Source organism: Nonomuraea sp. NPDC048826, assembly GCF_043198225.1.
Lineage (GTDB): Bacteria > Actinomycetota > Actinomycetes > Streptosporangiales > Streptosporangiaceae > Nonomuraea.
In genome coordinates this window covers 753,268-773,704 of the sequence record NZ_JBICUQ010000003.1, presented here as the reverse complement: position 1 = coordinate 773,704, position 20,437 = coordinate 753,268, and the positions used below count along the sequence as shown (strand labels likewise).

General features: G+C 70.8%; 14 protein-coding genes. 3 read left to right on the top strand and 11 right to left on the bottom strand.

Annotated features, from left to right (window positions below; all coding sequences use genetic code 11):
* Positions 1–7 precede the first annotated feature (7 nt).
* The 5 genes from ACGFI7_RS13965 to ACGFI7_RS13945 form a co-directional block, all read right to left on the bottom strand.
* Complete coding sequence (locus ACGFI7_RS13965; RefSeq protein ID WP_393403604.1) at positions 8–526, bottom strand: flavin reductase family protein; 519 nt, start codon at positions 524–526, stop codon at positions 8–10.
* 371 nt (positions 527–897) lie between these two features.
* On the bottom strand, positions 898–1,374 hold the full coding sequence (locus tag ACGFI7_RS13960; protein ID WP_393403602.1) for a (2Fe-2S)-binding protein: 477 nt from the start codon (positions 1,372–1,374) through the stop codon (positions 898–900).
* A 28-nt stretch (positions 1,375–1,402) separates the two neighbouring features.
* Positions 1,403–3,727 (bottom strand): molybdopterin cofactor-binding domain-containing protein, encoded by a 2,325-nt coding sequence (locus tag ACGFI7_RS13955; protein WP_393403600.1) that lies wholly within the window; start codon positions 3,725–3,727, stop codon positions 1,403–1,405.
* A 6-nt stretch (positions 3,728–3,733) separates the two neighbouring features.
* Positions 3,734–4,954, bottom strand: a complete 1,221-nt coding sequence (locus ACGFI7_RS13950; RefSeq protein ID WP_393403598.1) for an oxygenase MpaB family protein — start codon at positions 4,952–4,954, stop codon at positions 3,734–3,736.
* Positions 4,955–5,065: 111 nt separating this feature from the next.
* Positions 5,066–6,286, bottom strand: coding sequence for an oxygenase MpaB family protein (locus tag ACGFI7_RS13945; protein WP_393403595.1), 1,221 nt, complete (start codon positions 6,284–6,286; stop codon positions 5,066–5,068).
* Positions 6,287–6,434: 148 nt separating this feature from the next.
* Here ACGFI7_RS13945 and ACGFI7_RS13940 point away from each other — a divergent pair, with 148 nt between their 5' ends.
* Positions 6,435–7,106 (top strand): TetR/AcrR family transcriptional regulator, encoded by a 672-nt coding sequence (locus ACGFI7_RS13940; RefSeq protein WP_393403592.1) that lies wholly within the window; start codon positions 6,435–6,437, stop codon positions 7,104–7,106.
* 44 nt (positions 7,107–7,150) lie between these two features.
* Here the strand turns inward: ACGFI7_RS13940 and ACGFI7_RS13935 are convergent, their stop codons facing one another.
* From ACGFI7_RS13935 to ACGFI7_RS13915, 5 genes are read right to left on the bottom strand one after another with little or no spacing between them, the layout of a single operon-like run.
* Positions 7,151–8,200, bottom strand: coding sequence for an LLM class flavin-dependent oxidoreductase (locus ACGFI7_RS13935; RefSeq protein ID WP_393403589.1), 1,050 nt, complete (start codon positions 8,198–8,200; stop codon positions 7,151–7,153).
* Complete coding sequence (locus tag ACGFI7_RS13930) at positions 8,197–9,690, bottom strand: APC family permease (RefSeq protein ID WP_393403587.1); 1,494 nt, start codon at positions 9,688–9,690, stop codon at positions 8,197–8,199. Before ACGFI7_RS13930 ends, ACGFI7_RS13935 begins: the two co-directional genes overlap by 4 nt.
* Positions 9,674–9,928, bottom strand: a complete 255-nt coding sequence (locus ACGFI7_RS13925) for a hypothetical protein (protein WP_393403585.1) — start codon at positions 9,926–9,928, stop codon at positions 9,674–9,676. The genes ACGFI7_RS13930 and ACGFI7_RS13925 overlap by 17 nt, the downstream gene beginning before the upstream one ends.
* Before the next feature lie 2 nt (positions 9,929–9,930).
* Positions 9,931–11,424, bottom strand: a complete 1,494-nt coding sequence (locus ACGFI7_RS13920) for an FAD-binding oxidoreductase (RefSeq protein ID WP_393403584.1) — start codon at positions 11,422–11,424, stop codon at positions 9,931–9,933.
* On the bottom strand, positions 11,421–12,611 hold the full coding sequence (locus ACGFI7_RS13915) for a (Fe-S)-binding protein (RefSeq protein ID WP_393403581.1): 1,191 nt from the start codon (positions 12,609–12,611) through the stop codon (positions 11,421–11,423). Before ACGFI7_RS13915 ends, ACGFI7_RS13920 begins: the two co-directional genes overlap by 4 nt.
* A 72-nt stretch (positions 12,612–12,683) precedes the next feature.
* Here ACGFI7_RS13915 and ACGFI7_RS13910 point away from each other — a divergent pair, with 72 nt between their 5' ends.
* Positions 12,684–13,424: a FadR/GntR family transcriptional regulator gene (locus tag ACGFI7_RS13910; RefSeq protein WP_393403578.1), complete on the top strand. Its 741-nt coding sequence runs from the start codon at positions 12,684–12,686 to the stop codon at positions 13,422–13,424.
* 10 nt (positions 13,425–13,434) lie between these two features.
* Entirely contained in the window at positions 13,435–14,142 is a 708-nt protein-coding gene (locus tag ACGFI7_RS13905) for a hypothetical protein (RefSeq protein WP_393403576.1), read from the top strand.
* 56 nt (positions 14,143–14,198) lie between these two features.
* On the opposite strand, the gene ACGFI7_RS13900 is transcribed toward ACGFI7_RS13905, so the two are convergent.
* Positions 14,199–20,405, bottom strand: coding sequence for an RHS repeat domain-containing protein (locus ACGFI7_RS13900; RefSeq protein WP_393403573.1), 6,207 nt, complete (start codon positions 20,403–20,405; stop codon positions 14,199–14,201).
* Positions 20,406–20,437 lie beyond the last annotated feature (32 nt).

Genomic DNA, 20,437 nt, shown 5'->3' with positions numbered 1-20,437 from the left:
CTCCGGTTCAGGCGTCGGGGTGGGCCAGGAAGCGGCCGAAGCGGCCCTGGTGGTAGAGGAGCGGGCGGCCGGGCTGGTGCACGTCGGCCTCGGCCACCAGGCCGACGACCAGCACGTGGTCCCCGACCTCGGCCCGTTCGTAGGGGAGGCAGATCAGGTGGGCGGAGACGTCCTGCAGCAGGGGCGCGCCCAGCGGGCCGGGTCGCCAGCGGGTGGGCTCGGCGAAGCGGTCGATGCTCTTGCGGGCGAACCGGGCCGCCACCTCGGCCTGGTCGCTGGCCAGGATGTTGACCGCGAAGTGGTCGGCGGCGCCGAGGCGGGGCCAGGTGGTGGAGGAACGGTCCACGTAGAAGGAGACCAGGGGCGGTTCGAGGCTGACGGACGAGAAGGACGTGGCGGTGAGACCGACGGGGACGCCGTCGCTCTGGGCGGTGATGACCACGACGCCGCTGGCGTGCACGGCCAGCGCCCGCCTGAACCGGCCGGATTCCACGGCATGGTCGGCGGTCACGGGTGAAACGGTCACGAGAGTTCCTCACAGGAGAAAGGCATGCTCGCGCGGCGCCCCGGCAGGAGCCCGGGGACGCGGCGGAAGAGAAGTCGTCGACGAGGGCGCGGGCGGCTTCGGCCGCGCCGTGAGCACGGAGGTGACGGCTACGGATTCGTGATCAACGACATTGCGCGCTGGCGACGTGGCAGAAATCCACGTGGGAGCGCCTAGTCAGGAGGAGACCCTGCCTCATAGCCTCGACGTTAAGCCGGGGTGATCGCAAAGTCAATATTCCCTACTAGTTTTTAGGGGAAATTGCGCGAGGCACCCCCGTGCCCCCGCGCCCGGACGGGGGGCACGGGGGCACGTTCAGGACAAGGAGCCGCCGCGGACGGAGGGACGCGCCCTCACATGTCCTCGGCGCCCGCCTTGATCGCCTCGCGGATGCGCGAGTAGGTGCCGCACCGGCAGATGTTGCGGATGCCGTCGAGATCGGCCTCCGTGATCGCGCGGCCCTCGGCCGCGACGCGGCGCACCAGCGCGACCGCGGCCATGATCTGGCCGGGCTGGCAGTAACCGCACTGCGCGACGTCGTGCTCCAGCCAGGCCCGCTGCATCGGGTGCAGGTCCGACCCCGAGGTGGCCGCCAGTCCCTCGATGGTCGTGACCTCGTCGGCCGGCTCCAGGTCCGACACCGGGATCGCGCAGGGGTTGACCGCCTTGCCGTTGAGATGGCTCGTGCAGGCCTTGCAGACGTTGATGCCGCACCCGTACTTCGGCCCGGTGATGCCGAGGATGTCGCGCAGCACCCACAGCAGGCGCACGTCGCCCGGGACGCTGACGGTGACCTGCTCGCCGTTGACGCGGAAGGTGTGCTCGGGCACTCGGGACTCCTTGCTCCGGGAAGGGGCTTCAGCGGGCGTGGTCCCGGCCGTCGGTGGGCGACGGCGGGATCGGGGGGACGGTGGGCTTGGGGGTGAAGGAGAGCGTCCCGTGGTTGATCGGGAAGCTGGTCGGCATCGTCCCTGTCGCTCTGCCGTACGCGCAGGCGACCGCCGCCATCGAGGCGGCGACCGCGAGCTCGCCCGCGCCCCCGGGCTCTTCGGACGTGCTCGGCATGACGATGATCCGCAGCTCGGGCGGGGTGTTCCACTGGCGGGTGTAGAAGTAGTTGTCCCAGCTCGCCTCCAGGAAGTGGCCGTCGCGCAGGTGCAGGCTGGAGGTCAGGGCCAGCGCGATGCCGTCCATGACGCCGCCCATCATCTGGGCCTCCAGGCCGCGCGGGTTGACGGCCAGGCCGACGTCCACGGCGAAGACGACCTTGGTGACGCGCGGGCCGGTCACGCCGTCGCGGATGGGGCGGTTGACGGTGCCGGGCCGGCAGTCGATCTCCACCAGCGCGGCGCTGACGGACTTGTACTCGGCGTGGAAGGCGATGCCCTGGGCGGTGCCGGCGGCCATCGACCGGCCCCAGCCGCCGGCCTCGGCCACCCTGGCGAGCACCGCCCGGGAGCGGGCGTCCTGCAGGTGGTCGTGCCGGAACCGGTAGGGGTCCTTGCCCATCCTGCCGGCGACCTGGTCGACGATGAGCTCGCGGGCGCAGGTGACGTCGGGCGAGTAGACGTTGCGCATGCTGCCGGTGTTGAAGCTCTTGTCGGTCTCGTTGAGCAGCTGGCTGGTCACCCCGAACCGGTAGGACATCGACTGGCTGAAATGGAAGAACACCTGGGCGAAGGTCATGTCGCCCACCGGGAGCCGGGCGGCCAGGGCGGTGATGATCTCGCCGAGCCCGTGGCCGAGGTCCGTGGAGACGCTCGTGTGCCGCTGCTTGTAGCTGAGCACGGTGTCGCCCAGGTAGGAGACGCGGACCCGCGAGGTGGCCATCGGGTGCGTGCGGCCCTGCCGGGAGTCGTCGGCGCGGTGCCACATGAGCTTGACCGGCTTGCCGATCTTCTTCGACAGCTCGGCCGCTTCGAGCGCCGCGTCGAAGAACAGCTTGCGCCCGAAGGAGCCGCCGCCCTCGGTGACGTGCACGGTCACCTTGCCGACCGGCAGCCCGAGCTTGGCGGCGATGGCCTGCTGGGCGACGATCGGCGACTTCAGCGACGACCAGATCTCGGCCCGGTCGGACCGCACGTCGGCGATCGCGCAGTTGGGTTCGAGCGCGCTGTTGCTGCGGAAATAGAAGGTGAACTTGCCCTCGACCACCGGAGTGGGCGGCCGGAGCCCCATCGGCAGCTCGGCCGACTCCAGGGCCCGCAGCACGCTCGCGTCGGACTTCCCTTCCGCGGTGCCGGGGTTCCAGGTGACCTGCAGCGCGCGTACGGCGTCGATGCACTGGCCGAAGGTCTCGGCGCGGACCGCTACCCCGGTGGAGATCGTGACGACGTCGGTGACGCCCGGCATGGCGCGGACCGCCGCCAGGTTGGCCACCGAACGGACCGTGCCGTTGATGGTCGGCGGGCGGCACACCATCGCCGGCTTGGCGTTCGGCACGTCGAGGTCCATGGTGAACTTCTTGCGCCCGGTCACCGCGTCCAGGGCGTCGACGCGGTTGTGCGGTCTGCCGATGACGCGCAGGGCCGCCCGCGGCGTCAGCTCGACGGACACCCGCTCGGTCCGCGTGCTCGCGGCCTTCGTCGCGAGCGCGCCGATGCCGACGCTGCGGCCGGAGCGGTCCTTGACCACCCCGTCCTCGATCGTCAGGACGGCCGCGGCCACGCCGAGCTCGGCCGACGCCGCCGCCAGCAGGCGCTCCCTGGCGACGGCGGCGGCGACCCGGATCGGGGTGTAGGTGGCGATGGTGGTGTTCGAGCCGCCGGTGAGCTGGTTGAACACCAGCTCGGGCCGGGCGTCGGCCAGCGTGACGCGCACCCGGTCCAGCGGTACGGCCAGCTCCTCGGCGATCAGCATCGCCGTCGACGTGGTGATGCCCTGGCCGACCTCGGCCCGGGGCAGCGCGAACGCCACCGTGCCGTCCTGCCGCACCTCGACCGTGATCAGGTTGGCGGTCGGCAGCGCCGCCACCGTCATCAGGTCGTTGAGGTCGAGCAGCTCGGGCAGGGCCGACGTGGCCGCCGTGTTCGACGCGGCCGAGGCGGACAGCGGGGCGGCGGCGGCCGGCGCCGGGACGAGCTCGGCGGCGGCCACCAGGGTGGGGGCCGCCAGCACGTACCCGAGGAACCGCCGCCGCCCGATGGCCGTGTCCGGCCTGCCGTCGTCGTGGGATCCGGTCATCACGGGTCAGCTCGGGCGGTTGGTGGTCGGAATTTCGATCTTGGTTTCCTTGCCCTTGGTGAGGAACCACAGGATGTACTGCCGGATGGCCTCGTCGATGACCCAGGCGACCTGGGGCACCAGCGGCAGCGGGATGAGCCCTTCACGGAACTTGACCAGCTTCGGCCAGGCGGAGCGGATCAGCGGGTCCCACACCGGCTCGCGCCGGATCCCGTCCCAGTCGGCCACCTGGTCGCCGACCAGATAGCGGGCGAGCGCGTTGCACAGGGGGCGGCTCACGCTGGCCGGGCTGGTCTGCTCGGCGAGCTGGTCGAGCAGGATGTCGGTCAGCGCCACGCCCTCGGGCGTCGGCCCCATGTTGCGCGGCAGGACCAGGTCCGACTGCGCGTTGGCGGCCTCCCAGGTGGCCGGGATGTACTCGTCCCTGATGCCGAGCATGTGCGCAGTCACCTGCCACACGTGCAGGTACGCGGCGGAGTCGGCGGCGTTGATCGGGACCTTCCATTCCAGCATCTTGCGCATGGCGAAGGTCGGCAGCGTGTGCCAGGTGACGAGCATGTCCTCCTGGCTGATCGGGATGCCGTAGGGCCAGTGCGGCACCTGCTTCAACAGGTGCCGCACCGCCGCGTGCACCAGCCGGGTCTTCACGGCCTCGACCACGCACGAGCCGTCCGGCCGGTAGGCGTTCAGCGATCCGACGGCGAACCCCAGGATGCTCGTCTTGGCCACGCGGTCTTCCATGTCCGCGCCGCCCTTGGAGTAGTAGACCGCCCGGGCCTCCTTGGGGATGGCGGTGCTCAGCATGCCGCCGCCCACGCCGTTGAGCAGGTTGAGATAGAGCCCTCTGGACAGGTTGAACTTGGCCGCGGTCTCCAGCTTGGCCCGGTCGGCCCAGGACGGCATCTGACGGGCCCGCTCCATGAAGTCGCGCAGGTCAGCCGGCAGGCCATCGGGTAAGGGCTGGTCGTTGCGGTTCCAGTCCCACAGCAGGCGGTTGACCTCGGGCACGTCGCCGCGGTCGATCAGTGAGGCGACCAGTGCGTCGGCCTCCTCGTCCCACACCCACCTGGGGTCCTCACCCGTGCCGGAGCCCGCCACCGAGTTCCGCGGCGACCAGGTCCAGGCCGCCTGGCTGCGGGCCTCCGCCGGGGCGGTCACCCCCAGCGCGCCGAGTGCTCCCAGTGCTCCGCCCGAGATCAGCACTTTGCGCCTGCTCAGCTCTGCCATGCCGGGAACTCCTTCCTGCTCGTTGATACGCTGATACATAACACGTAAATTTGTATCTCCACAAGGGCCCCATCCACCGTGAAAGCCTTGGCGAAAAGGGCCCGCCGGTGATCAGGAAGGCCGGTTGGTGACCGGGATCTCGATGCTGATCGGCCGGGCCTCGGACAGGAAGAGCAGCGCCGCCTTGCGCAGGAACTCGTCGAAGAGCCAGTAGGCCTCCGGCGCCAGCGGGAAGGGCAGCAGCCCCTCGCGGACCGCGATGAACGGCCGCCAGGCCGTCTTGAGCAGCGTGTCCCAGACCGGCTCCCTGCGGATCTTGAGCCACCCGGCGATCTCGTCGCCGAGCAGGAAGCGGGTGAACGCGCCGAGAATGGGCTTGCTGAGGATGCCGGCGTCGACCTCGGCGCCCAGGTTGAGCAGGATGTCGGCGAGCTTGAGGCCCTCGGGCGTGGGGGCCAGCACCGGGGTCAGGACCTGCGCGGCCTGGGCGTCGGCCTCGGCCCACGAGGCGGGGATGTACTCGTCCTGGATGCCGAGCAGGTGCGCGCCCACCTGCCACGAGTGCAGGAAGGCGTCGGCCTCGGCGGCCGGGATCGGCACCCGCCAGGAGTTCATCTTCTGCATGACGGTCGTGGGCAGGCTGTGCCAGGTGACCATCATGTCGCGCTGGCTGATCGGGATGTCCTCGTCGGCGACCCCCGGCCAGTACGGCGACTGCGGCAGCAGGTGCCGCACCGCCGCGTGCACGAGCCGGGTCTTGACGCAGGTCACGATCATCTCGCCCTCGGGCCGGTAGGCGTTGGTCGACCCGATGTCGTACCCGAGCTTGGCGGTCTTGGAGATGCGGTCCTTCATGTCCGCACCACCCTGGGAGTAGTAGACCGCGCGCGCCTCCTTGGGGATGACCGTGCTCATCATGCCGCTGGCCAGGCCGTACAGCACGCCGAGGTAGAGCCCGCGCTTCTTGTTGAACTCGACCGCGGTGGCCAGCTTGCCGGTGTTGGCCCAGGACGGCATCTGGCGGGCCCGCTCCATGAAGTCGCGCAGGTCCGTCGGCAGTCCGGACGGCAGCGGCTGGCCGTTCTTGGTCCAGGTCCGTAAGAGCTCGTTGACGCGGGGCACGTCGCCCCGGGTGATGAGAGAGGCGACCAGCTGGTCGGCCTCGGGGTCCCACACGTACCGGGGGTCGACGCCCGCGCCGGAGCCGGCCACCGAGCCCGCGGGCGACCAGGTCCACGGTGTCGCGTTCGCGGGGGACGCCATGCTGATCGCACCTAGGGCGCCGAGCGCCCCACCGGCCTTGAGCACGTGGCGCCTGCTGAATTCGGCCATGCGTTCCTCCTCCTCGCCGAGGGGCACCCTGATACGATGAAACACGGGGCGAGTCCGTGTATCATCATCTGAGCACAATGTGAGGCCCATCACAAGCCGTGTCAACCGCTGTGCGGAAACGAGGCAGAATCATGTACGGGAGGTGATCGTGGAATCCGCGCTGTCCGTGCTCATGACGCCGTCCGACTCCGAGTCGCTGCTGGAGCGCGCCTACACCGACGCCGTCGAGCAGGTCGACGACACCGACACGACCCGCGCGCGCATCCTCGACGCCGCGTACGAGCAGTTCTGCCGCATGGGCATCCGGCGCTCCACGATGGAAGACGTGGCCCGCCGGGCCAAGGTCTCCCGCGTCACCGTCTATCGGCGCTTCGCCACCAAGGACGCGCTGGTGGAGCACGTCGTGCGCCGGGAGTTCCGGCGCTACTTCGACCAGTTCCTGGTCGACATCGAGCAGGCCGGCACCGCCGCCGACCGGGTGGTCCTGGGCTTCGTCAGCTCGATGCGCGCCATCAGGAGCAACCCCCTGATCGGCGGCCTGATCGCCGCCGAGCCCGAGCTGCTGGTGCCTTCCATGATCAGCGACGGCGGCCGGACCCTCGCCACCGTGCGGCAGTTCGTCGCGGGCCAGCTCCGCCGCGAGCAGCGGGCCGGCCACGTCCCCGGCGACCTCGACACCGACCTGGTGGCCGAGCTCATGGTCCGGGTCTCCGCCTCATTCCTGTCCACCCCGAGCCACATCGTCGACCTCGACGACGACGAGCAGCTCGCCACCGTGGCCCGGCAGTTCCTGGTGCCGATGCTGCGCGCCACCGGCTGACCCCCGGGAAGGGGCACGGCGCGGGCCGCCGCACCCCTCGCCCGTCAGGAGAACGCCGGCATGATCCGGTCGTGGATCAGCCGCAGCTGGGTGTCGACGTCGGCCACGTCCGGCAGTTCCCTGCCCATGAACTGCTTGACGAGCGTGGCGTCGGTGATGGCCAGGATCATGTGGTTGACGCCGGCGGGCTCGATCTCCTGCTTGATCTTGGCCACGCACTCTTCGGGGGTGCCCGCGATGGACAGCCGCTCCCCCAGCTCGGGCGTGGTCAGCTCGACGGCCCTGGCCAGGTCGCCGGCGCCGAGGGCGTCGACGATCGGCTTCATCGCGTTCGGGTCGACGCCGTTGCGTTCGAGCTGCTCGGCGGGCATGGACGAGGCGTAGAGGCCGACCATGCTGCGGGCGGCCTCCTTCGCCACGGCCGAGTCCGGGCCGGTGGCGAAGACGACCCAGGCGCCGATGTCCATCGACGAGGCGTCCTTGCCCGCCTTCTCGGCGCCGGCCGTGAAGTGCCGCACGAGGTAGTCGTAGGCCTCACGGGTGTAGCTGAGCGCGTGGTGCACGCCGTCGGAGTGCTCGCCGGCCGCCACGAAGGAGCGCGGCCCGCGCATCGCGCCGAGCTTGACCGGCACCCGGTCCTGCACCGGCCTGGCGAAGGTGAACAGGCCGCTGTACTTGAAGAACTCGCCGTCGTAGGTGATCGCGCCGTCGTCCAGCAGCGTGCGCACCACGTGCGCCGCCTCCTTGACCCGCGACAGCGGCTTGGTGACCGTCCAGTCGATGGTGTACTGGGCGAGCAGGCCGAAGTTGCCGCTGGACAGCACCACCTCGGCGCGCCCGTCGCTGAGCTCGTCGAGCGTGGCCGCGGCCTGGGCGATCAGCGTCGGCTCGCGCAGCACGACCGACGACACGCTGGGCCCGAAGCGGATCCGGGAGGTCTGCTGGGCCGCGGCGGCGAACAGCAGCCACAGGTCCTTGTGCCAGGTCTCGTCGGCCGCGTAACAGGCGTGGAAGCCGAGCTCGTCGGCCAGGCGGATGGACGCCAGCGACTCCTGGAGCGGGTAGTCGGGCAGCATCACGTAACTGAACTTCATCGTGCGACCTCCTGGGGGATGGCGTCGCCCGCCGGGGCGTCGCCCTTGTCGTACGGCCTGACGACCAGCAGGTAGACCAGCCCGGCGGCGATCACCACGAGCCCGGACAGCGCCACCAGGTAGTTGTCGTACCAGGGGGCGTCGGGCGTCCTCGGCCAGGTCATGTTGAGGATGGCGAGCACCCCGTACGCGAGCGCGGCCACGTTGACGGCGAGCCCGGCGCGGCCGAGGGTGAACGGCCCGGCCGGTCGCCAGCCGCGCACCCGGGCCCGCAGCGCCGCCAGCACCACCATCTGGAAGCCCAGGTAGATGCCGAGCACCGCGAACGAGACGATCTTGATGAGGGCGTCCTCCGACACGATCGAGCCGAGCACGATCACGGCGGGCACCAGGGCCGCGACCAGGAGCGCGTTCGGCGGGATGTGCCGGGCGGCGGAGAACTTACGGAACGCCCGGCTGAACACGATCATGTCGTCGCGGGCGTAGGAGTAGAGCAGCCGGCTCGCCGCCGCCTGGAGGCTGAGCGCGCACGACAGGAACGACAGCAGCACCACGCCGAGCACGACCTTGACCCCGACGGGGCCGAAGGCGGCGGTCAGCACGTTCATCACCGGGTCGGCGTCGGCACCGGTGATGACGGCACCGAAGTCGGGCACCGCGAGGAGCAGCGCCAGGCAGACGAACGTCGCGGCGGCGCCGCCCACGTAGATGGTCATGCGCATGGCCTTGGGGATGCGCCGGGTCGGGTCGGGCACCTCCTCGGCCACGTCACCGCACGCCTCGAAGCCGTAGTACTGGAAGATCCCGATCAGCCCCGCAGCCAGGAATGCCACGAAATATCCGGACTCGGACCCGGCGCCGAACGTGTCGAACAGCACCCCGAGCCCATGATGCCGCTCGGTCAGCAGCAGCCACCCGCCCACGGCCAGCGCACCGACCAGCTCGGCCACGAACCCGATGATCGCCACCACCGCCAGCGCCCTGGTCCCGCCCATGTTGACGGCCAGCGCCACGCCCAGGATGACCAGCGCGCACAGGATCGTGTTCCAGGTGGAGACCTCGATGCCGAGGAAGGCCGACAGGTACGGCCCGGCCCCGTACGCCACGCTCGCGATCGTCACCAGCAGCGCGACCAGATACACCCAGCCCGTCATCCAGGCCCACCGCCGCCCCCACAGCCGTCTGGCCCAGGGGTAGATACCGCCGGTCAGCGGATACTGGGAGACGATCTCGCCGAAGACGAGCGCCACGAGGAACTGCCCGGCGCCGACGATGACCAGGCTCCAGATCATCGGCGGGCCGCCGATGGCCAGCGACGAGGCGAACAGCGTGTAGATCCCGACCACGGGAGACAGGTACGTGAACCCGAGGGAGAAGTTGGCCCACAGGCTCATGTCCCTGCGGAACTCGGAGGTGTAGCCGAGGTCGGCCAGCCGGGCGTCGTCCGGCGGCGCGTCCCGGCGGCGCGGCGCGTCATTCGTCGAGGTCATGGAGGAGCTCCTCGCCAGAGATCACCTTGTCCGCGAAGTGCCGGTGCATCCAGGCCAGGTGGTCGGCCCGGGACCGGACCAGGCGCAGCGTGTCCCAGTTGGGGAAGGTCTGCTGGGTCACGTGGTCGGTCATGAGGCCGGGCTCGACCTCGTAGACGTGCTCGAACCGGGTGATCGCGACATCGGTCACCCGTTGGGGCGGCGGAGGCGACATTTCCTCCTTATAGCGATATTTCATGACTACTCCGCGTACGCCTGGTCGAGCAGGTACTTGCCGGGGTTCATGATGTTGTTCGGGTCGATGGCCCGCTTGACGGCGAGCATCACGTCGTACCCACCGCCGAGCTCCTCGGGCACCAGGTCCACCTCGCCCTCGCGGCAGGAGCCGTGACAGGCGCTGATCGAGCCGCCGTGCGCCAGCGCCACGGCGGCGAGGTCGCGCTTGGCCCGCACCCACGCCGCCCAGGCGGCGTCGTCGAGGCGCTGCTCCCAGATGCCGATGTCGATCTCGGTGAGGTAGTCGGCGCCGGTCGAGCCGTTGGTGTAGGCGAACATGCCCCAGTCGTCGAACACGTCGCTCTCACGCCGCAGCCGGTCGGCGATCTCGTGCCAGGCCAGCCGGACGGCGGGCAGGTTGGTGTAGTTGATCGAGGCGTCCTCGCAGTGCCAGCTCATCGGCACGACCTGGCCGGAGCGGGTGCGGCCGTGCAGCGGCGTGGCGTACCGGTCGTGCCGGGCCGCCCAGTCGCCCTCGGAGATCTCGTCCCCCAGGTAGTGGGCGCCGAGATCGCGGGCGATGCGGAGCAGCCGCCGGCCGCCGGCCCGCACCTCGTCCTCGTAGCCGTACAGCGCCGCGCACACCAGCGCCTTCACCGACGACGGCTGCGGGATGTAGGCCTCGTCGTCGCGCCGCAGGTAGGCGACCTTCCACTCGTCGAAGAGCACCGCCCCGGCGAAGGTGGCCACCCCGGCCCGCGCCAGCGCACCGACCGCGCGGTAGGCGCTGTCGTAGTCCTCGAACGCCCAGAACGGCGAGAACTCCGCCTCCGGCTTCGGGAACAGCTTCAGCGTCGCCTCGGTGGCGATGCCGAGCGTGCCCTGGTGGCCCATGAACAGGTGCTTGAGCTGGTAGCCGCTGGAGCTCTTGGTGATCTTCCGCCCGATGCCGTCGCCCACGTGGATGACCTTGCCGGAGGGCAGCACGTGATCGAAGCTGAGCACCAGGTCACGGGTGTGGCCGTAGCGGGAGCCGATCAGCGACCAGCCGCTGGTGCCGATCCGGCCGCCGACCAGCGAGCACGGGTAGGACGCCGGGTCGTCCGGATAGATCAGGCCGTGCCGGGCGAGGACCTCGTTCAGCTTGAGCGCGTTGATGCCGGTGCCGACCGTGCAGGTGCGGTTGTCGAGGTCGATCTCCTTGATCCGGTTGATCCGTTTGACGTCCACCACGATGCCGCCGCGCAGCGGCACCGCGCCGTCGGTCAGACCGGTGCCGCCGTCCCGCGGCACCACCGGGATCCGCAGGCTGTCGGCCAGCCTGAGCACCTCCGCGACCTCCTCGGTGGAGCCCGGCAGCACCACCAGGTCGGGCATCCGCTCCGCCCAGCGGTGCACCGGGAACGGCGCCGGCACCCGGGCGCGGTTGAGCCGGTCGGCCTTGCCGGTCAGCACGTGTTCGGCCCCGAGTATGCCCCTGAGCTCCTCCAGCACGGGATCGCCGAGCAGCACGGTCATGGCGCCACCCCCAGCGACTCGGCCAGCAGCTCGTGCAGGTCCACGACGTCGATCGACTGGGCCCGGCCGGCCTGCGTCAGCGGCCGCTCCGACCACGGGCAGGCGCTGACCAGCGTGTCGACGCCCAGCTCCGCGGCCTTCCCGATCCGGTGCTCGCTGATCTTCGCGGTCAGCTCCGGCTTCTCCACGGGCAGCCCGCCGCCCGCGCCCGAGCAGTAGGACCACTGCGTCACCCGGTCCACGTCCTCGAAGGTCAGCCCCGGGATCGCCCGGAGGATCTCGCGCGGCTCCCGCCAGACGCCCTTGCGCTTGTTGAGCCGGCACGGGTCGTGGTAGGTCACCGTGCGCTCGACCGGCACGTGCGGGGTCAGCCTGCCCTCTCGGATGAGCTCCGCCAGCAGCTCCACGACCAGGACGATCTCGATGTCGTACGACTCGCCGAAGTACTTCGGATAGTCCTCGGTGAACGTGATGTAGTCGTGCGGGTCGAGCACCAGCACCCGGCGCACCCCGGCCGCCCGCCAGTCGTCCAGGTTGTGCCGGGCGAACCGGCGCGCCTGCTCCTCGTACCCCATCTCGGCCGCCGGGCCGCCGCAGCACCACTGCTCGTTCATCAGCCCGAACTTGTAGCCGGCGAGGTTCAGGATCCGCGCCACCGAGCGTGGCACGGAGGTGCGGTGGAAGGCCGCCTCGCAGTCGACGAACAGGATGGTCTCGCCGCCGATCGGCAGGTCGAGCCCGTCGGCCCAGTCGCGGACCCGCGCCTGGTCGACCGGGGTGCCGTTGAGCACCGGCTCGTGCCGGCGCTCGTCGGTGAGCAGGTTCCAGCGCTGCCAGCCCGGCTGGTGCACGCCCTGCTCGACGGCCAGCCCGCGCACGGCCTTGACCAGGTCGACCGTGCGGGTGCGGAAGCGGTAGAAGTCTCCGGTGAACAGCGAGTTGGGGCAGCGCAGCTCGCACGCGCCGCATCCGGTGCAGTTGACGTAGTCGGCCGCGACGTCCGCGACCTCCAGTTCGCCCTTCTCCATCGCCACGACGTTGGCGTGGAAGGCGGTGGGGCTCCAGGACTCGTTCCGCGTGACCTGCATGACGGGGCAGACCTCGCGGCAGAACTTGTGGCCTGAGGAGAAACAGTTGTAAGCGGCGTTCCGCCACTCCTCGGCGAACTCCTTCTCGGGATCCGGCATGGGGCCTCCCTAAGGCGGGCGTTGCGCTTAAAACTATGAGTTCATATTTCAAAAGGCAATATGCTGGGGCCTGTGAGTCAGCTCCCCAAGGCCGCGGTCTTCGCCCCGGTCGACGACGGTTCAGGACGGGTGGAGGTCGTGGTGCGGCGGCTGGCCGAGGCGATCGCGCTCGGCCTGATCGCCGACGGCGACCAGCTGCCCGCCGAGCTGGAGCTGGCCAACGCGCTCAACGTCTCCACCGTGACGCTGCGCGCGGCCCTGGCCGCCCTGCGCGAGCGCGGGCTCGTCGAGACCCGCAGGGGCCGCGGCGGCGGCACGTTCGTGCTCGCGCCCGCCGACCCGTCCACCGCCCGGCTCCGCCGCCGCCTGCGCGAGCTCAGCACGTCGGAGCTGCGCGAGATCGGCGACTACCGCTGCGCCATCGCCGGCACCGCCGCCCGGCTGGCCGCCCTGCGGGCCTCCGCCGACAACATCACGCGGCTGCGCCAGATCCTCGGCCGGCTCGACGCCGCCGGCTCCGTGGGCGAGCGCCGCCGCGCCGACGGCCGCTTCCACATCGAGGTCGCCGCCGCCGCCCAGTCCGTACGCCTGACGCGCGCCGAGATCGACATCCAGTCCGAGGTGGGCGAGCTGCTCTGGCTCCCGTACGGAGAGGCCGTCGACCCGAAGGACGTGGTGCGCAGCCACACCCAGGTGATCGAGGCCATCGAGGCACGCGATCCGGCACGCGCCAGGTCACTCACCGAGGAACACATCGACAAGGGGATAGAGCGTCTGATGGAGTTCCATTGGCGGCTCGTCGCATCCGGGTAAGGAGGAAACGATGAGCGATCGGCACGTCGATCAGGTGGCGGCCCGGGTCCATACGATCGTCTCCGACATCTTCCGCTCGCTGGATCACATCCTGGCGAGCGTCGAGACCTGCTATCACGCCTCCAGCTCGTTCACCTGCGCCGATCTCGTCGCGGTGCGGCCGGAGATCTTCGCCTGCCTGAGCGGGAAGCGCGACGTGGTGGCGGGAGCCGGCGTCATCGTCGCGCCCGGCGTGCTGGCCGACCGCAGACGCTGGCTGGAGTGGTGGCAGGCGCCCTCCGAGCAGGATCCGACCTTCCTCGACGTGGACCTCGACCCGGAGAGCCTCGACTTCTACGACTACACCGCCGCCGAGTGGTTCGCCGTGCCCGAACGCACCCGGCACCGCCACATCGTCGGCCCGTACGTCGACTACGGCGGCACCGACACGTACATGCTGACCTTCACCACGCCCGCCGAGGTCGACGGCCGGTTCCTCGGCGTGGTGGGGGCGGACGTGCGGGCGGCCAGGTTCGAGGCGCTGCTGCTCGGCGTGCTGGCCGCCGGCCCCGCCCAGATCACGCTGGTGAACGGGGAGGGGCGGGTGGTGGCGACCAACTCGCCGCGGTTACCCGCCGGCTCCCTGCTCCTGGACCCGGGCCCGGACCGGCGTCCGCTGCCCGGGCTGCCGTGGAGCATCGTCACCTCGGCCAGGGACCGCGCGATCAGCCCTAGATAGCCGCCCGAATCTTCCGGGACTGCCCGGCCGGTGCCAGACCGGCCGGGCAGCCTCGCTCAGTCCTTCGCTGCCTTGATGAAGCCCCTGATGAAACCTATGACGAACGCCCCGGCCCGTCCCGGATCGGCGAGCATGTCCCCGTACTTCGGCACAGCCCCGACGAGGCGGCTCGGGCCATCGGCGTACGTCTGCTGATATTTGAGCCCGGTATCCACTCCGGATTTCACCCTGGGGTATCGGATCGCGGCACGCTGGACGAAGCCCTGTCTGTACGGCTGGGTCGCGGGGGGCGACTGCCGTGGCCTCACCGGCTCCCGCCGCGCCCTGGGCGGCGACTGCCGTTGGGCCGCCCGGTGACTGGTCGGACGGGTGCCGGGCCGGTGCCGCTGCTGGGATCTGGCCGGAGACCTGCTCGCGCGCCTGCTGTTCCGCACCTTGGCCGCGAGTTGCCTGCGCTGGGCCATGATCTCCTTCCGGCGTTTCGCCGCCGCCGCCACCCTGCGCCGCTGCGCCGCCTGCGCCGCCCGCTTCCGCTTCTCGGCCGCCCTCCTCTTGGCCGCCTCCGCCCTCTTGGCAGCGGCTGCCTGCCTGCGCTTCTCGGCCGCCTCCGCGGCCTTCTTCCTCTTGTCCGCAGCGGCCTTGCGCTTGGCCGCCTCCGCGATCGCCCTGCGCCTGGCCGCCTCGCGCCTGGCAGCCTCCAGGGCGGCGCGCCTCCTGGCCAGCCAGGCCGCCAGCCGCCTGGCTGCGGCTCTGGCGGCGAGTATCATCGCGACCCGTGCCGCGACAGCGAACCAGACCCACTGGCCGTCGGGGTCGCTGAGGGTGACGGGGCTGTTGTTGGCGTAGGCGTAGGCGTTGAGCTGCTGCGGCTCCTCCGGGTCGATGATCGGGTCCACGGAGAGGAAGCGCCCGTTCCTGGCGTCGTACTCGCGCGCGCCGAGGTGGACGAGGCCGATGGTCTTGTCCTGGGTGCCGCCGACGAAGCCGCGCTGCCCCGGCCACCAGGAGGGCGGTGATCCGCGGTCCTCGCCGAACGGCGTCATCCTCCTGACCGCGAGTTCGCCGGTGCTCGCTTTCACGGCCGCCTGGGCGGTGCCCTGGTGGTCGCCGGCCAGGAAGTACACCTGGTTGTCCGGCGTGCGCACCGCGATGGGCTGGCCGCCGACGGTGTAGTAGCGGGTCTGCTCTACGGCGTCCTTGGCGTAGTCGAAGCGCAGTTCCATGTCGTCGATGTAGAGGGTGGCGTCGGTCGGGGTCTTGCGCAGCAGGCGGTCACCGTCCGCGTCGTACACGAACGAGGTGACCTTGCCCGCCTCGGTCACCGACTCCAGGTTGCCCTCGACGTCCCAGACCAGGGTCTGGTCGGAGTTCCCGACCTTGCGCCTGGTGGTGTTGCCGGCCGCGTCGTAGGCGAACAGGTCCTGCCCGACGGACTGCAGCGCGTGCGGCCGGGGGCTGCCCGCCGCCGGGTAGGCGGAGGTGAGCACGGTGTCGGGCGCGCCGCCCCAGCCGTGCCTGGTCTCCTTGATCCGGTTTCCGGTGACGTCGTAGGCGTAGCTGAACGCGTACGGGGCCACGCCGCCGATCGTGGCGGCCTGCGGGCCGCCGGCGGCGCAGCCGTCCGTGGCCGTCCACGCCGAGGTCAGGCGGCGCAGGTGGTCGTGCCTGAAGCACTGGGTGTCCTGCCCGCCGGCCCGTTCCTCGATCTTGGTGATGTTGCCGGCCGGGTCGTAGCTGTAGCGGAGGTCGAGGTCGGTGGCGGGGGCGCCGGCCCGGTCCAGCCGGATGCCGGTCGTCCTGCGGGTGCCCTCGTCGTGGGTGTAGGTCAGCCAGGTCTTCCCGGCTCCCTCGCCCAGCTCGTACTGCAGGGTCTCGCCCATCTTCGAGTAGCGGGCCGCGCTCACGTACGGCGACAGGCCGGCGACCCTGGTCGGCTGGGCGAGCTCGTCGTAGGTGTAGACGACCGACTCTTCCGCCAGCCCGCCGGCGGCGGGGAAGCTGACGGACTTGACCTCGTCGTCGAGCGTGTAGCGGGTGTTGAGCACGTACGAGCCGGCCAGCTTGCCCTCCCGCGCGGGGATGGTGACGGTCTGGCGTAACGTGCGGTAGTCCGCGTCGATCGCGTTGATCTCGGCCTTGTACGCCTGCCCGCCCACGTAGCGGATGGCGGCGTTCAGCTCGCCCTTGGCCAGCGCGTCGTACTTCCACTCGGCCAACAGCGTGCCGGTCGCCGAGCCCTCGCGCAGCTGCGTCTTGCGGCCCAGCGCGTCGTAGCCGTGCCACAGGGTCCTGCCGCGGGCGTCGGTGGTGGTCACCACCTCGTCGGCGTCGTTGTACGTGGTGGTCGTGACGCCCTTGTCCGGGTCCTCCGTCCTGATCTCCCTGCCGCGCAGGTCGTAGTGGTGACGCCACACGTTGCCGGCCGCGTCGGTCACCGTGGACAGCCGGCCGGCGGAGTCGTAGGTGTACTTGGTGGACTCGTACGCGCCCGTCGGGGTCGCGCCCTTGTACTCGCGCAGCTCGATGAGCCGGTCCTCGGCGTCCCCGATCCGGGTGGTCGCGGTGCCTCCCGGCGGCGGCGTCAGGTGGACCCGGTCGCCTTCCACCTGGGCGCTCACCCGGAACTTCTCCACGCCCTTCGCCTTGAGGATCTGGGTGTCGAGCTCGCCTGCGCCGTCGTACAGTGACACGACCTGATTGGGCACGTCGGCGTCGGCCACCGCGATCAGGTTCGTGGACGGCGAACCGACGGCGAAGTAGCCGGTGTTGGCCTTGTGCTCCTCGCCCTGCGAGTTGTAGAGGGTGTCGGTGATCGTCCGGCCGTCACGCAGCGCGGGGTCGCTCGCCTGGTCGTCACGGGGGGCGGGCTCCTGGGTCTGCCGCTCGCGCAGCAGGCCGTCGTACAGCTCGTGGCTGGTGGTGTAGCCGCCGTCGTCGCGCAGCGTCTTGCTGGTCACGACGCTGGGGCCGTCCTTGCGGGTCAGGTAGGTGTACTCGGTGCTCGGCGACTGCCCGGCCGCCTTGCTGCGGTCGGACTGCCAGACCTTGGTCAGCCGGCCCAGCGGGTCGTACTCCAGGTCGACGCGGCGGTTGTTGGCGTCGATCTCGGCGACCGGCTCGCCCCAGGCCGGTTCGAGCAGGGTGCGCTCGGTGTGGCCGAGCGCGTTGGTCTCGGTGGTCTCCGTCACGGGGGCGCCCGAGGCGGGGCTGTAGGCGGTGACGGACCGGGTGCCGACCGGGTCGGTCTCGCTGGTCTCCCGGCCGTAGACGTCATAGGTGTGCGCGCTGCCGGTGATCGTCCGGCCGTCGGCGGAGACGAGCTCCTGGACGGAGGTCACGTCGCCCTTGGTGGGCGGCTGGCCGTTCGCCTTCCCGTCGTACTGGATGCGCTCGTCCGAGAGCACCTCGCCGGCGGCCAGAGAGGCGACCGGAGTGTCGCAGCCGGCCGAGACCGTCTCGACCCGGCTCGTGTAGTCGAGCATCCAGGAGGTGTCGTTCCTGGCGTAGCTGTACCGGACGCACTCGTCGTCGCCGGCGTCGGCCAGGTCACCCTTCTCGTGCACCCGCAGGAGCAGGCCCGTGGCGTCGTACGAGCGGGCCTCGCCGGTGCGCCGCCACTGACCTCCCTGGGTCGCGGTACGGGTGACCATGGAGGCGGGCTGGACCATGTGCGCGGCCTTGGTTACGCCGCCCTGGGTGGACTCGGCGGTCTTGACCGACCACGGCTCCTCCAGGGTCGCGGTCAGGATCGACCCGCCGTCGCCGTCGAAGAGGATCTCCTCGCGCTCGAAGCCGGCCAGCTGGTCCAGGTCGTCCAGCTTGCCGCCTTCGGAGTCCTCGACCTGCTCGCTGCGCCGGGAGCCGTCGGACCGCTTGTCTCCGTGCAGGCCGCGGAAGTACCGGTACTCCTTGAGCGTCCGCTCCGTGTCCTGCCCGTCGCCCTCCCTCACGCGTACGCGGCCGTACCCCCGCCAGTCGGACCACGTCCGGTGCGCGGGCTTGACCAGGATGTTCTCGGCGTAGCGCCAGCCGGCGCCGTCCAGGTACTCGTAGCCGGTGACCACGTCGGGCGAGCCCGCGACCCGGTCGACCTCGACCGTCTGGGTGACCAGGTACTTGTGGAACCAGTCGGTGACCTCGGTCTCGTCCGGGGGCGCCCAGCGCTGCGGGAAGCAGCGTCTGGCGTTCCGGTCCGCGACCGGCGTGTCACCGGGGGCGCAGTCGGCGGGCGAGTAGTTGATGCGCAGCTCGCCGCCGGACTCGTTGCCGATCGCCTGCACCCGCCACTTGATCAGCGGGGGACGCCCTTCGAGCGCGTCCACCCGGTTGGGCAGCTGCTTGCCCGTGAAGGTGATCGGAGGCAGCGTGAGCGAGCCGCCCACGTGGCCGGACTGCTGGATCGAGGCCAGCCACAGCGCCGGGCTCATGCCGTCCCCGGAGGCGGGGAAGGTGTGCGTCAGCGTCCACGAGTCCACTGGCTGGTACTGGCCGGAGGCGTTGCGGATCTGGGTGGTGACCTTCGCCAGCCGCTTGCGTGAGAAGAACGTCGGAGCCAGCCGGTCGGTGCACTTCACGCCGACGTCGCAGATCTGGTCGAACGGCACGTCCGGCCAGTGCTTCGCGGTGTCCTTCTTCAGCTCGCCGGGGGCGCACGTGACGGCGCCGGAGGGGATGCAGCGCTCGGCGTCCTCGAACAGCACGCGGGCGGCGGGAGCCCTGGTGAACAGCTCGTTCTTCAGGTATCCGTAGTCGATGCGGGTGAGCGGGGCGGCGCGCACGTACCGGGTGCCGAGCTCCGGCTTCATGCTGCGGCCGTAGTAGTTCGTCTCGTGCTGGTACCAGTACGTGGTGGCGTTGCCGTGGGCGTCGGCCACGTAGTCGAGGTTCCACCGGTAGGCCTGGTGGCACCAGGCGTTGGCCGGGGTGCCCGAGTGGCACGGCTCGCCGCTGTTGTTGCCGAACACCGGCACAGTCTGCACCGAGTTCGTCACCGGGTTGCCGGTGGTGTCGGCCCAGCCGGGGAGGCGGTTCAGGCCGAAGGTGTACTGGGTGCCGTCGGGGCTGGTCATCCGCCAGTACTCGCCGTTGTTGTCTCCGTTCACAGCGCCGACGAGCGCTTCGATCCTGGTCCCGTCGTCGCGCTTGGGCCGCCACTGCCCGCTGACGGCGTCCTTGACGAGCTCCATGGCGGTGCCGTCGAGGGACATGGTGGCGTTGTCCTGGTCCCAGCACAGGTCGCCGGTCTTCTTGCCGTCGAGCATGCACGCCTTGTAGCGGCGTTCGATGAAGCCGCCGGGGTTCAGCTCGAAACCCTCACCGGCCCAGGACGCCTGGTTGTTGGTGGAGGCGGTGCGCCCGTCCACGCTCTGCGAGGAGTAGGCCAGCGCCAGGTCCGGCTCGTCGCCGCCCAGAGCGGGCGGGGTGCGCAGCGCGTACCCCCAGCCGAAGTCGCCGGACTGGGTGCCCACACTCCACTTGGCTGTGGGTGACAGGGAGGTGGCCGCGTGGTCGCCGGACGGTCCGGACGGGGCCGCGGTGAGCGCGTACAGGCCGTCGGTCCCGACCTCGGCGGTGACCGTGCCCTTGGCCGCGTCGTTCTCGCTCTTCACCGGCAGCGACGGGGCGCAGCCGGTGGCGGCCGCGTCGAGCGCGCACTCCTCCAGCTTCACCACGCGCAGGCGCGAGCCGTAGTCGCCGCCGTACGCGTGCCGGAAGCCTGAGTAGTCGATCTCCAGGCGGGTCGTGGCCGCCGTCTTGACCCCGGCTCCGGGCTTGAGCCGCAGGGCCAGGCCGGGCAGGTCGGTGTCCAGCAGTTCGACGCTCACCGGGGCCTGGGCGGCGGTGGTCTTCGCGGTTCCCGGCGCCAGCCTGACGGGGAAGTCCTCCGCCTGGACGGCGGCGGAACCGCCCAGCACGGCGCTGCGCGCGCGGGGCCAGCGGACGTCCGGGGGCTTCTGCCACGCCCGCTCGGCGGCGGGGTCGGCCATGGGCGGTCTGACGGGGACGTCAGTGCCCTTGACCGGCGCTTCCCGCTGCACGGCCGGGTCCTGGCGGGAGGCCGCCCGGGCGGGCGTGGCCTGCACCAGCTGCACCACGAGCAAGATCGTGAGGGCGGGGGCCAGCTTGCGGGGCCAGCGGGCTTCGGGCTTGTTCTCTCCCTCGAAGCGGTTCCATGAGCTGTCGGGGATGTCGGGCTGCCGAGGGGCCTGCTGGAGGCCGTTCCATCGGGATTCGGGTAACTCTAACTCACCTGGAACATCCATGAGCGTCTCTCCAGTGGGGGTTCTGGATGGGT